At 65.9% G+C, this 11,399-nt stretch carries 10 protein-coding genes; 3 read left to right on the top strand and 7 right to left on the bottom strand.

Annotated elements, in window-relative coordinates:
- Positions 1–76: 76 nt before the first annotated feature.
- The 4 genes from IVB12_RS30440 to IVB12_RS30425 all read right to left on the bottom strand — a co-directional run bounded on the left by IVB12_RS30440 (position 77) and on the right by IVB12_RS30425 (position 2,892).
- Positions 77–298, bottom strand: a complete 222-nt coding sequence (locus IVB12_RS30440) for a hypothetical protein (protein ID WP_247304704.1) — start codon at positions 296–298, stop codon at positions 77–79.
- Between the two features lie 79 nt (positions 299–377).
- Positions 378–824: a GNAT family N-acetyltransferase gene (locus IVB12_RS30435; protein ID WP_247304701.1), complete on the bottom strand. Its 447-nt coding sequence runs from the start codon at positions 822–824 to the stop codon at positions 378–380.
- Positions 824–1,852, bottom strand: coding sequence for a peptidoglycan -binding protein (locus IVB12_RS30430; protein WP_247304698.1), 1,029 nt, complete (start codon positions 1,850–1,852; stop codon positions 824–826). The genes IVB12_RS30435 and IVB12_RS30430 overlap by 1 nt, the downstream gene beginning before the upstream one ends.
- 23 nt (positions 1,853–1,875) lie before the next feature.
- On the bottom strand, positions 1,876–2,892 hold the full coding sequence (locus tag IVB12_RS30425; RefSeq protein WP_247278086.1) for a flagellar motor protein MotA: 1,017 nt from the start codon (positions 2,890–2,892) through the stop codon (positions 1,876–1,878).
- A gap of 175 nt (positions 2,893–3,067) precedes the next feature.
- Here IVB12_RS30425 and IVB12_RS30420 point away from each other — a divergent pair, with 175 nt between their 5' ends.
- The 3 genes from IVB12_RS30420 (at position 3,068) to IVB12_RS30410 (ending at position 8,683) form a co-directional block, all read left to right on the top strand.
- A complete protein-coding gene (locus IVB12_RS30420; RefSeq protein WP_247304694.1) occupies positions 3,068–4,096 on the top strand; it encodes a cyclopropane-fatty-acyl-phospholipid synthase family protein in 1,029 nt (342 codons plus the stop codon).
- A 231-nt stretch (positions 4,097–4,327) separates the two neighbouring features.
- The gene (locus IVB12_RS30415) at positions 4,328–5,521 is read left to right on the top strand and encodes an efflux RND transporter periplasmic adaptor subunit (protein WP_247304691.1); all 1,194 of its coding nucleotides are present in this window, start codon (positions 4,328–4,330) and stop codon (positions 5,519–5,521) included.
- Positions 5,522–5,527: 6 nt separating this feature from the next.
- Positions 5,528–8,683 carry a multidrug efflux RND transporter permease subunit gene (locus IVB12_RS30410; RefSeq protein ID WP_247304688.1) on the top strand — a complete coding sequence of 1,052 codons (3,156 nt, stop codon included), beginning with the start codon at positions 5,528–5,530 and terminating at the stop codon, positions 8,681–8,683.
- A gap of 71 nt (positions 8,684–8,754) precedes the next feature.
- Here the strand turns inward: IVB12_RS30410 and IVB12_RS30405 are convergent, their stop codons facing one another.
- The 3 genes from IVB12_RS30405 to IVB12_RS30395 all read right to left on the bottom strand — a co-directional run bounded on the left by IVB12_RS30405 (position 8,755) and on the right by IVB12_RS30395 (position 11,396).
- Complete coding sequence (locus IVB12_RS30405) at positions 8,755–9,546, bottom strand: inositol monophosphatase family protein (protein WP_247304685.1); 792 nt, start codon at positions 9,544–9,546, stop codon at positions 8,755–8,757.
- An 84-nt stretch (positions 9,547–9,630) separates the two neighbouring features.
- Complete coding sequence (locus IVB12_RS30400) at positions 9,631–10,713, bottom strand: tetratricopeptide repeat protein (RefSeq protein ID WP_247304682.1); 1,083 nt, start codon at positions 10,711–10,713, stop codon at positions 9,631–9,633.
- 8 nt (positions 10,714–10,721) lie between these two features.
- A complete protein-coding gene (locus IVB12_RS30395) occupies positions 10,722–11,396 on the bottom strand; it encodes a thiamine phosphate synthase (protein WP_247304679.1) in 675 nt (224 codons plus the stop codon).
- Between the last annotated feature and the right edge of the window lie 3 nt (positions 11,397–11,399).

Below are 11,399 nucleotides of genomic sequence, written 5' to 3'. Positions count from 1 at the left end.
TCAATCAATGTTGTCTCTGGAATACTGGATCACCCGCCTGCGCGGGTAATGACAGCGGTCTGTAAAGGAGCCGTGTTTACCGGCACTTCGGCGAGAGCGCCGGCACGTTCGGCCACGGCCAGTTCTTCCAGCTGCCGTCCCTATCGACGCAGGCCGATGGCGCAGGGCTGCTCGACGGAGAACTCGTTGTGTTGACCTGCGTCGCAAAGCGCTGGTCGACATAGGTCGTCGACACATATCCGGCGACGATGACACCCAGAAAGACCGAGCAACCCTTGGCCAGATCGCGCAGCTTCATCGATCGTCTCCATCCGCTTGTCATCGCTGCTCTGACTACAACGACTAACGAACGTCGCGGGATCCCGGCGTGACAGGCCTCACGCCCGCCACGCCATCTTCAGCACCGGCCGGCCCGAGGTCGGGTTCACATCGTCGCCGGCATGGGAAAAGCCGTTGCGCTCGTAGAAGCGGATGGCGCGGGCGTTGTCCTTGTTGACGAGCAGCGTAACGCCTGAGGGCGACAGCCGCTTGGCTTCTTCCACCAGCAGCCTGGCTGCATCCGAGCCCCAATGCGCGGGATCGACCACGAGCTGGTCGAGATAGCCGTCGTCGTCGATGGTGACGAAGCCGGTGAGCGCGCCATCCTGCTCGGCGACGACGATAGAGGCCTTCGGCACCAGGTCCTTGCGCCAGCGCTCGCGCCACCAGTCCAGCCGCGCCACAAAATCGATCTGCGGATACGCCTGCTGCCAGGTGCGATGCCAGAGGTCGATCGCGGCCGCCTCGTCCTCGGGTCGGTAGGGGCGGAGGTGGAGGGCGCTCACTACCGCTCCGTCAGCTTCAGCTCGATGCGGCGGTTGCGCTTGTAGGCCTCCTCGGTGTTGCCGGGATCGAGCGGCTGGAATTCGCCGAAGCCGGCGGCAACGAGGCGCTGGGCCGGCACGCCGAGCGAGACCAGGTACTGCACCACCGAGATGGAGCGGGCCGCGGACAGGTCCCAGTTCGACTTGAAGTTCGGGCCATTGACCGGACGCACATCGGTGTGGCCGTCGACGCGCAGCACCCAGGGGATCTCGCTCGGGATCTTCTTGTCGAGCTCGATCAGCGCTGCCGCCAAGGTGTCGAGCTCGGCGCGGCCTTCGGGCAGCAAGGTCGCCTGTCCGGTGTCGAAGAACACTTCGGACTGGAACACGAAGCGGTCGCCGACGATCCGGATGTCGGGGCGGTTGCCGAGGATGGTGCGCAGGCGGCCGAAGAATTCCGAGCGGTAGCGCGACAATTCCTGCACGCGCTGCGCCAAAGCAACGTTCAAGCGAGAACCGAGGTCAGCGATCCGGTTCTGCGATTCCTTGTCGCGCTTCTCGGAGGCATCCAGCGCCTCTTCCAGCGCCGCCAATTGCCGCCTGAGCGCGCTGATCTGCTGGTTCAGCACCTCGATCTGCGCCAGCGCCCGCGCCGAGACTGCTTTCTCCGAGTCCAGTGCCTTGCCGAGCTCGGCGGTCTTGCCTTGCGCGTCGTTGCCGGCATTGGCGAGCCCCTCATACAGGCCCTTGATGCGGTCGCGCTCGGATTCGGCCGAGGCAAGTCCCGCCTTCAGTTGCGAGACCTGGTCGTCGAGCGTGAGCTTGCCGAGCTTCTCCAGCGACAGGAGCTCGTTGAGCTGGGCGATCTTGGCATTGAGCTGCTCCAGCGCCTTGTCCTTGCCGGTGACCTCCTGCGACAGGAAGAACTGCACGACCAGGAAGACCGACAGCAGGAACACGATCGACAGCACCAGCGTCGATAAGGCGTCGACGAAGCCGGGCCAGTAGTTGAAGGTGCCTTCGCTGCGGCGCGCGCGGGCAAGAGCCATGATCGCCTTTCCGTATTAGCTGCTCAACTCTTCTCGGGCTGGCGGGCGAGGCGCTCCAGCAGGCGCCGGATCTCGCGGTTCTGCTCGCCCTGGCCGTCGGCCCATTCGCGGATCATCTGCTGCTCGGTGCGCATGTGCGAGACCAGCGCCTGGATCGCTTCGGCAAGGCTCGCCATCGCCGCGGTGGTGCCGCGGCTGGCGCTGCCTTCCTCGAACACGGAGCGCAGCCGCTCGACCGCGGCCTGGAGTTCGCCGCTGGCGACGCCACCGCCGCCGGAAGCGACCGCCACTTCGCCATTGCCATATTCGCGCACGGTGCTGGCGAGCCAGTCTTCCAGGTCGGTGTAGAAGCGGTTCTGCGCCTGGCTCGATTGCAGGTCGAGGAAGCCGAGGATCAGCGAGCCGGCGAGGCCGAACAGCGAACTGGAGAACGAGATGCCCATGCCGCCGAGCGGGGCGGCGAGGCCTTCCTTCAAGGTGTCGAACAGCGCGCCGGCATCGCCGCCGACCTTGAGGCCGTCGATCACCTTGCCGACCGAGCCGACCGTCTCGATCAGGCCCCAGAAGGTGCCGAGCAGGCCGAGGAAGACGAGCAGACCGGTCATGTAGCGGGAAATGTCCCGGGCTTCGTCCAGGCGGGTCGCGATCGAATCGAGCAGATGCCGCATCGTGGTCTGGGTGATCGTCATCCGCCCCGAGCGCTCGCCGCCGAGGATCGCCGCCATCGGCGCCAGCAGCTTCGGGTGCCGGGCCGGGGCCAGGCCGGGATCGGCGATGCGGAAATTGTTGACCCAGGAGACTTCGGGATAAAGCCGGATGACCTGACGGAAGGCCAGCACGATGCCGATGAACAGCACCGCCCCGATCAGGGCGTTGAGGCCGGGATTGGCGAAGAAAGCTTGGATGATCTGCTTGTAGAGCACGACGCCGACCAGCGTACACAGAACCAGGAAGACCAGCATCCGCACCAGGAAGACGCTGGGCGAGGACAGTTTTGTGTACTCGATATCCATGGTGGAGCGGGAAGTGCCAGACGGCATGGCCGGTGTCATCCGTTACGAAGCTTGCTTGCGGCGCGCACTATGGCACAGCGCCAGCCCAAAAAAAGCGCCGGATGCGCCGATTTCGGGGAGAGCTTGGGGAACCTGGGCCGGAAGCCGCGCTTTGATAGTTTGATAGGCAGGTGTCTGCAAGAGCTCGCCATTCGGGGGCCGCATGAGCGTCGTTTCCGCGATCATCGGCACTGCCGAACGTGTGCCGTTACCGGACGTGGTGATTCGTGCCGCGATCCAGCGCCTGTGCTCGCGCACGGCGACGCGCCTGTCCACGCTGGGGGCGGCCGACGATGCCGCCTTCGCCGGGCGGATGATGCTGCGGCCGATCGCCGAGGACGCCGATGCTGCCGGCGGCCGGCAGCACCAGGTGCCTGCTTCGTTCTTCGCGCAAGTGCTCGGCCCCAGCCGCAAACATTCCTGCTGCTTCTACAAAAACGACGCGACCTCCTTGCAGGAGGCGGAGGAGGAGGCTCTACGCCAGACCGTCGAGCATGCCGGTCTTGCCGACGGGCAGACCATCCTCGAGCTCGGCTGCGGCTGGGGCTCGCTGTCGCTGTGGATCGCGCGGCAGTTTCCGCACGCGAAGGTGACGGCCGTGTCGGCCTCGCAGGCACAGCGCACTTACGTCGAGGATGAGGCGCGGCGGCGCGGGCTGTCGAACCTGTGGGTCGTGACCGCCGACATGAACGTGTTCGCGCCCGAGGGGCAGTTCGACCGCATCGTCTCGGTCGAGACGTTCGAGCACATGATGAACTGGCGCAAGCTGATGACACGCCTGCGCGCATGGCTCGCGCCCGACGGACGCTTCTTCATGCATGTGGTCACTCATCGCTCCGGCTCACATCTGTTCAACCCGGCGAAGCCCGAGGATTGGATCGCGCAGCGCGCCTTCACGGGCGGATTGATGCCGAGCCATCATCTTGTCAGGCAATTCGACGACATCTTCGCAATCGAGAAGGAATGGTGCTGGAGCGGCACGCATTACCAACACACCGCGAATGATTGGCTCGCCAATTTCGATGCGCATCGCGACACCATCGAGGCCGCGTTGCGCAAGGTCTATGGCGAGGAGACCGCACTCTGGATGCGGCGCTGGCGTTGGTTTCTCCTCGCGACGTCGGGCCTGTTCGGCTACGCTGATGGAACCGAATGGGGCGTCAGCCACTACCGGATGAAGGCCGCCGAGTAATTGCGATGTTCCGTCGCAGCACGCGGCGGTGGACCCCGACTCACAATCAAGTGACAGGGCAAAAACCGCCTAAACTCAATATCATACGCTGTGTGACAATGAGCCGCCCGCGCCATGCGTTGCATCGCAGCAGATGCATTCTATTTTGGCGGCATCAGCCGCGTGTAAAAGGCCCAGAACGGGCCTCGCGCGCGCATGATCAGTTTCAACAACATCGGGGCACCCCACTTCATGTCAGGACTTCGTGCGCGATCGGCATGCGTTGCAATGATGCTCGCGGCCTTAGCGCCGCTGCTGGCGGGCTGCGAGGAGTCCAGCTCCGCCGTGTCCGCCGCCCCGCCGGCCGATCCTGACGTCAGCATCGTCGTCGTCAAGCCGCAGCCCCGTGCGGTGGTGCGTGAGCTGCCGGGCCGCATCGCGCCGACCCGCGTCTCCGACGTGCGGCCGCGCGTCTCCGGCATCGTGGTCGAGCGCCTGTTCCGGCAAGGCAGCGAAGTGAAGGCGGGCGATCCGCTCTACCGCATCGATCCGCGCCCATTCGAGGTCGAGGTGATGGCCAACGAGGCCGCAGTCGCCAAGGCCGAGGCTGCTGCAATGCAAGCGCACCAGCAGGCACGCCGCGTCGCTGCGCTCACCAAGGATCGCGCCGCGCCAGAGGCCGAGAACGAAAAGGCAATCGCCGCCGAGCGGCAGGCCCAGGCCGAGGTCGAAGGCCGCAAGGCCGAACTCGCGCGCGCAAAACTCAACCTCGATTACGCCACCGTGCGCGCGCCGATCGACGGCGTCGTCGGTGCGGCGCTGGTCAGCGAGGGCGCGCTCGTGGTCCAGAACGAGACCAATCTCGCCAGCATCCAGCTGCTCGATCCGATTTATGCCGATTTCACCCAGTCGGTGACCGAGCTCAACCAGCTCCGGCGCGCCTTCGAAAGCGGCGATCTCGAGCGTATTGCGGCCGACGCCGCCAAGGTGCGCCTCGTGCTCGATGACAACACCATCTATTCGCTCGACGGCAAGCTGCTGTTTTCCGACGCCAAGGTCGATGCCCATACCGGCCAGGTGACGCTGCGCGGCGAGTTCCCCAATCCCAAGCGCGAGCTCCTGCCGGGCATGTATGTCCGCGTTCGCATCGATCAGGGTCTCGATAGCGACGCGATCGCGGTGCCGCAGCAGGCGATCCAGCGCAATGGCGGCGGCGGCAGCGAGGTCTTCGTCGTCAAGGACGACAACCACATCGCGGTGCAGGCGGTGCGCACCGGCTCGGTGCAGGACGGACTCTGGTTCGTCACCGAGGGCCTGAAGGCCGGAGACAAGGTCGTGGTCGAAGGCTTCCAGAAATTCGCGGCCGGCGACAAGGTCAAACCGCAATCCTGGTCGGAGGCGGACGCGACTGCGGATAACCGGCACGCCCAGAAGCTCACGCGGTAACGCGCCATGCCGAGTTTCTTCATCGACAGGCCGATTTTCGCCTGGGTGGTTGCGCTATTCATCTGCTTGATCGGCGCGATTGCGGTTCCGCTGCTGCCGATCGCGCAATATCCGATCATCGCGCCGCCCTCGATCTCGGTTTCGACCAGCTATCCCGGCGCCTCGCCGGAGAACCTCTACAACAGCGTCACGCGGCTGATCGAGGAGGAGCTCAACGGCGCGGCCAACATCCTCAACTTCGAATCGACCAGCGACTCGCTCGGCCAGGTCGAGATCATCGCCAATTTCCAGCCGGGCACTGATACCAGCGCAGCCTCGGTCGAGGTGCAGAACCGCATCAAGCGCGTCGAGGCACGCCTGCCGCGCGCCGTGATGCAGCAGGGCATCTTGATCGAGGAAGCCTCCAGCGCGGTGCTTCAGATCATCACGCTGAACTCGACCGACGGCAGCCTCGATGAGGTCGGCCTCGGCGACTTCATGATCCGCAACGTGCTCGGTGAGATCCGCCGCATTCCCGGCGTCGGCCGCGCCACGCTCTACTCGACCGAGCGCAGCTTGCGCGTCTGGGTCGATCCGGCCAAGCTCGTCGGTTATGGGCTGACCGCCGACGACGTCAACAAGGCCATCGCCGCGCAGAACGCGCAGGTCGCCTCGGGCAGCATCGGCGCGGAGCCGTCGACGTCGAGCCAGCGCACCTCCGCGCTGGTGCTGGTCAAAGGCCAGCTCTCGTCCCCTGACGAGTTCGGCGCCATCATCCTGCGCGCCAATGCCGACGGTTCGACCGTGCGCCTGCGCGACGTCGCACGTATCGAGGTCGGCGGCCTCAGCTACCAGTTCAACACGCGCCTCGACGGCAAGCCGACCGCCGGCCTGTCGGTGCTGATGTCGCCGACCGGCAACGCGCTGGCAACCGCGAGCGCGGTCGAAGCGAAGATGAAGGAGCTGTCGCGCTTCTTTCCGGCGAACATCACCTACGAGATTCCCTACAACATCACGCCGGTGGTCGAAGCCTCGATCAAAAAGGTGCTGTCGACGCTGGTCGAGGCCGTGGTGCTGGTCTTCGTGGTGATGTTCTTGTTTCTCCAGAACATCCGCTACACCATCATTCCGACCATCGTGGTGCCGGTGGCACTGCTCGGGGCCTGCTCCACGCTGCTGCTTGCCGGCTACTCCATCAACATGCTCTCGATGTTCGGCATGGTGCTCGCGGTCGGCATCCTCGTCGACGACGCCATCGTCGTGGTCGAGAACGTCGAGCGCATCATGGCCGAGGAAGGTCTGCCGCCGAAGGAAGCGACGCGAAAAGCCATGTCGCAGATCACCGGCGCCATCATCGGCATCACGTTGGTGTTGATGGCGGTGTTCGTGCCGATGGCATTCTTCCCCGGCTCGGTCGGCATCATCTATCGCCAGTTCTCGGTGACCATGGTCGCAGCGATCGGCTTCTCCGCCTTCCTGGCGCTGTCGCTGACGCCGGCGCTGTGCGCGACCCTGCTCAAGCCCGTCGAGGCCGGTCACGGTCACGCGAAGAGGGGCGTGTTCGGCTGGTTCAACCGCATGCTCGAAGGCGGCAAGGAGCGCTATTCCCGAACCGTCGGATTCTCGCTGAAGCGGACCGGCCGCCTGATGCTGGTCTATGCCGCGCTGCTGGTCGGCTTGTCCTGGGCCTTCGTCAACCTGCCCGGCGGCTTCCTGCCCGTCGACGATCAGGGCTTCGTCACCACCGACGTGCAGACGCCGTCCGATTCGTCCTACGCACGCACCGAAGCCGTGATCGAAAAGGTGGAAAAATATCTCGCACAGCGGCCGGGCGTCGATAACGTCACCTTCCTCACCGGCTTCAGCTTCTCCGGCCAGGGCATGAACACCGCGCAGGCGTTCATCACCTTGAAGGACTGGTCGGAACGCGGGCCAAAGGACTCCGCCGCCGCGATCGTCAACGACATCAACCGCGACCTGTCGTCTTCCGTTCGCGATGCAAAGATCTCAGCGCTCCAGCCGCCGCCGATCGACAATCTCGGCAATTCCTCGGGCTTCTCGTTCCGCCTCCAGGACCGCGGCCAGAAGGGCTATCAGCAATTGATGCGCGCCGCTGATCAACTGATCGCTGAGGCCAATGCGAGCTCCGTGCTGCAGAAGGTCTATATCGAAGGCCTGCCCGAGGCCGGCGTGGTCAATCTCGTGATCGACCGCGAGAAGGCCGGCGCCTTCGGCGTCACCTTCGAGGACATCAACAACACGATCTCGACCAATCTCGGCTCGAACTACATCAACGACTTCCCGAACCGCGGCCGCATGCAGCGCGTCGTGGTGCAGGCCGACGCCCGCGACCGCATGCGGACCGAGGACATCCTCAACTACAACGTCAAGAACAGCCGCGGCCAGCTGGTGCCGTTCTCCTCGTTCGCCACGGTGGAATGGGCGCGCGGGCCGACGCAGATCGCCGGCTTCAACTACTACCCGGCTGTGCGCATCTCCGGCGAGGCGAAACCCGGCTTCACCTCGGGCGATGCGATCGCCGAGATGGAACGGCTCGCCGGCAGGTTGCCGCGCGGCTTTGGTTATGAATGGACGGGGCAGTCGCTCCAGGAGAAGCTCTCGGGCTCGCAGGCGCCGTTCCTGCTGGCGCTGTCTGTGTTCGTGGTGTTCCTGTGCCTTGCCGCACTCTATGAAAGCTGGACCATTCCGCTCGCGGTGCTGCTCACCGTGCCGCTGGGCATCGTCGGCGCGGTCGTCGCAGCGACTCTGCGGAGCTTGCCCAACGACGTCTACTTCACCGTCGGCCTGATCACCATCATCGGCCTTGCCGCAAAGGACGCGATCCTGATCATCGAGTTCGCGAAAGATCTGCGCAAGGAGGGCAAGCCGCTGGTGGAGGCCACCATCGAGGCTTGCCGCCTGCGCTTCCGCCCGATCCTGATGACCGGCCTCGCCTTCATCTGCGGCGTGCTGCCGATGGCGATCGCCCACGGCGCCGGCGGCGCCAGCCAGCAAGCGCTCGGCTCCGTCGTGATGGGCGGCATGATCGCGGTGGTGATCCTGGCGCTCTTGATGGTACCGGTGTTCTTCGTCTCGGTGCAGCGCGTGCTGGGCGGGGATCGGGAGCCGGCGGCGGTGAAGGAAGGCGAGGCCTACGGACCACCGGCGCCGGTTCGACACTAAGCAGGTCGCGTCACATCCCTTGCCTCGCCCGGTTGCAGGGCGAGGGAGCGCAGCGTCGCTGTGGCGGCGCCTTACGCCGACTTCCGCAAGATCTTCACAAGCTCCCCGTGCACGAACTCGTTCCCGCACACGACGTGCCCGGTCACCAGCGCATCGCCGGGCGTGTCGATATCGCTCACCGTGCCGCCGGCTTCGCGCACCATGATCTGGCCGGCCGCGATGTCCCAGGGTGACAGATTCCGTTCCCAATAGCCGTCGAGACGGCCGGCGGCGACGAAGGCGAGGTCGAGCGAGGCGGCGCCGAAGCGGCGCAGGCCAGCGACGCGGTCCTGGATCGCGGTCATCTCGCGGCGGAATTCCTCGTGGTCACCGCGGCCGATATGGGGCAGGCCGCAGGCCACCACGCATTCGTTGAGCTGGCGGCGGCCGGCCACGCGCAGCCGCTGGTCATTGAGGAAGGCGCCCTTGCCGCGCTCGGCGATGTAGAGCTCGTCGTTAGCGGGATTGTAGATCACGCCGGCGATGACAGTGCCCTCGCGCGCGAGGCCGATCGAGATCGCGAATTGCGGGATGCCGTGCAGGAAGTTGGTGGTGCCGTCCAAGGGATCGACGATCCAGGTATGGCTCTTGTCGCTGCCTTCGCGGGTGCCGCCCTCTTCGCCGATGAAACCGTAGCCGGGCCGGGCCTTGGCGAGCTCCTGGTAGACGATCTCCTCGGCCCGCTTGTCGGCGAGCGAGACGAAATTCGCCGGGCCCTTCAGCGAGACCTGGAGATGCTCGATCTCGCCGAGATCGCGCTTGAGGCTGCGGCCGGCGCGACGCGCAGCCTTCACCATGACATTGATCGTTGCGGAGTACAGCATGAGCTCTGGTCTTGATCGGGGGGAAATGGCGCGAAATCGCGCCTGTTAAGGGATGGGGTGCCCTGCGAGGGCGCCAAGGTCAAGTCATTTGGTCCCAAGCCATTTCCTGGCCGCGGCCTCGGCCTTGGCCCGGTCTTCGGCCGGCAGATCGGACAATTGCTTGTCGAGCTCCGGGTCACCCTTGCCGGCGGTCTTGGCCACCAGGTGCCATTTGAAGCCTTCGATCTTGTCCACGGGCGTGCCCATGCCGTTGATCAGCACCCAGGCCAGCCGGTTCTGCGCGATCGCGCTGCCCTGGCGGGATGCCTTGCGGAGCAACGCGACAGCCGCCGGTTGGTTCTGCGGCGTGCCGGTGCCGTTGAACATGGCGATGGCATATTCGACTTCGGCATCGATATTGTCGGCGAGCGAAGCGGCTTGGAGCAGCCGCACCGCCCGTTCGGGGTCCTTCGGCACACCGGTGCCTTCCTTATAGAAGGTCGCGAGCGCGTATTGCGCCTCGGGAAGGCCGGCGTCGGCGGCTTGGCGCAGCAGCTCGGCGGACCGCTTGACGTCCTGCGGCAAGGTCTGGCCGTCGAGATACAGCAAAGCGAGGTTATAGGCCGCCTTCGGCTCGCCGAGCTTGGCGGCGGACGCCATCAGCTTGACCGCTTCGCCCTTGTCGACCGGGCCGCCGCGGCCGGAGATGCGCAGCATGGCAAGCGCGAACATCGCCTCGCGGTCGCCGGCGTCCGCAGCGCGCTTGTACCATTCCTGCGCCTTGGCGTAGTCGCGGCGGATGCCCATGGCGTTGGAATAGAGCTCGCCGAGCATGGTCATCGCCTTGGGATCGCCTCCTTGCGCGCGGGCGGTGGCGAGCTCGAATGCCGTCTTGTACTGCCCGCGCTGGTAGGCGCCGAACACCAGATCGACATTGGAATTGTCGGTCGGCGGCGCGGGGATCACCGTCGCGGCCGGGGCCGGCTTGGAGGAGGGGCCCGGCTTCGGGGAGGCTGAAGGTTTCGGCGCCGGTGCAGCCTCCTTCTTGTTGGTGAGCGCGTGCGGCTTCGGCTTCGGTTTCTCAGGTGCCGCGCTCGGCGTTGTGGCCGGCGGGGTGATCTGGAGCTGCGCCGCCGCAGGCCCTGTGAGCAGCAGCGTGGCCAGAATGGTGATGCGCGGGAGCTTCATGTCCGGTGCTAGCCGTGCTCCTGGCGAGCCGGCGCCGTCGCATGGGCCTTCTTGATGGCAGCATCGGCCTCGATCAGCGCGGCCTTGGGCCCGCGCGGATCGGCCCAGATGAACTCGCCGGCCAGCACGAAATCGGCGCCGCTGGCGGCGAAGTCGTAAGCCTCTTCCAGCGAGGTGGCAAAGCCGACGCAAGGCGGCTCGAACAGCTCGGCCCACCAGTCCAGCCGCTTGGCGATCGCCTGTGACGACGGACGCTGCCCCTTGGCGTCAGGCTCGCCGAACAGCACGTAATCGGCGCCCATCTCGCCCGCGCTCATGGAATCATGGCGCGTGGCAAGCCCGCCGACGCCGGCGATGCGATCCGGCTTGAGCGAGGGCGCCGCCTCTTCCAGCGCGGCAAGGCCGGTGAGGTGCGCACCATCGGCGCCGCCGCGCGCGACCAGCTCGGCATGGCCGTCGATCAGCAACGCGGCCCCTGCCTTCTGCACCGGGGGCGCGAAGGCCTTGATGCGCGAGATCATGGTGCGCTGGTCGGTCTCCTTCAGCCGCAGCAGCACGGCGGCGACATCGGCAGAGGCGAGCAGGGCAGGCAGCTCGGCGACGAGCGATGCCGGATTATCGACAACAGGCGTCGCGAGATAGAGACGCGGCGCCGGGCGCGGCGGAGGCGGCTTGTTCGACAAGAT

It is taken from the genome of Bradyrhizobium sp. 179 (assembly GCF_023073535.1).
In the GTDB taxonomy this organism is placed as follows: domain Bacteria; phylum Pseudomonadota; class Alphaproteobacteria; order Rhizobiales; family Xanthobacteraceae; genus Bradyrhizobium.
Note: the sequence above shows the minus strand (reverse complement) of the source record. Positions and strands in the feature narration are given on the sequence as shown.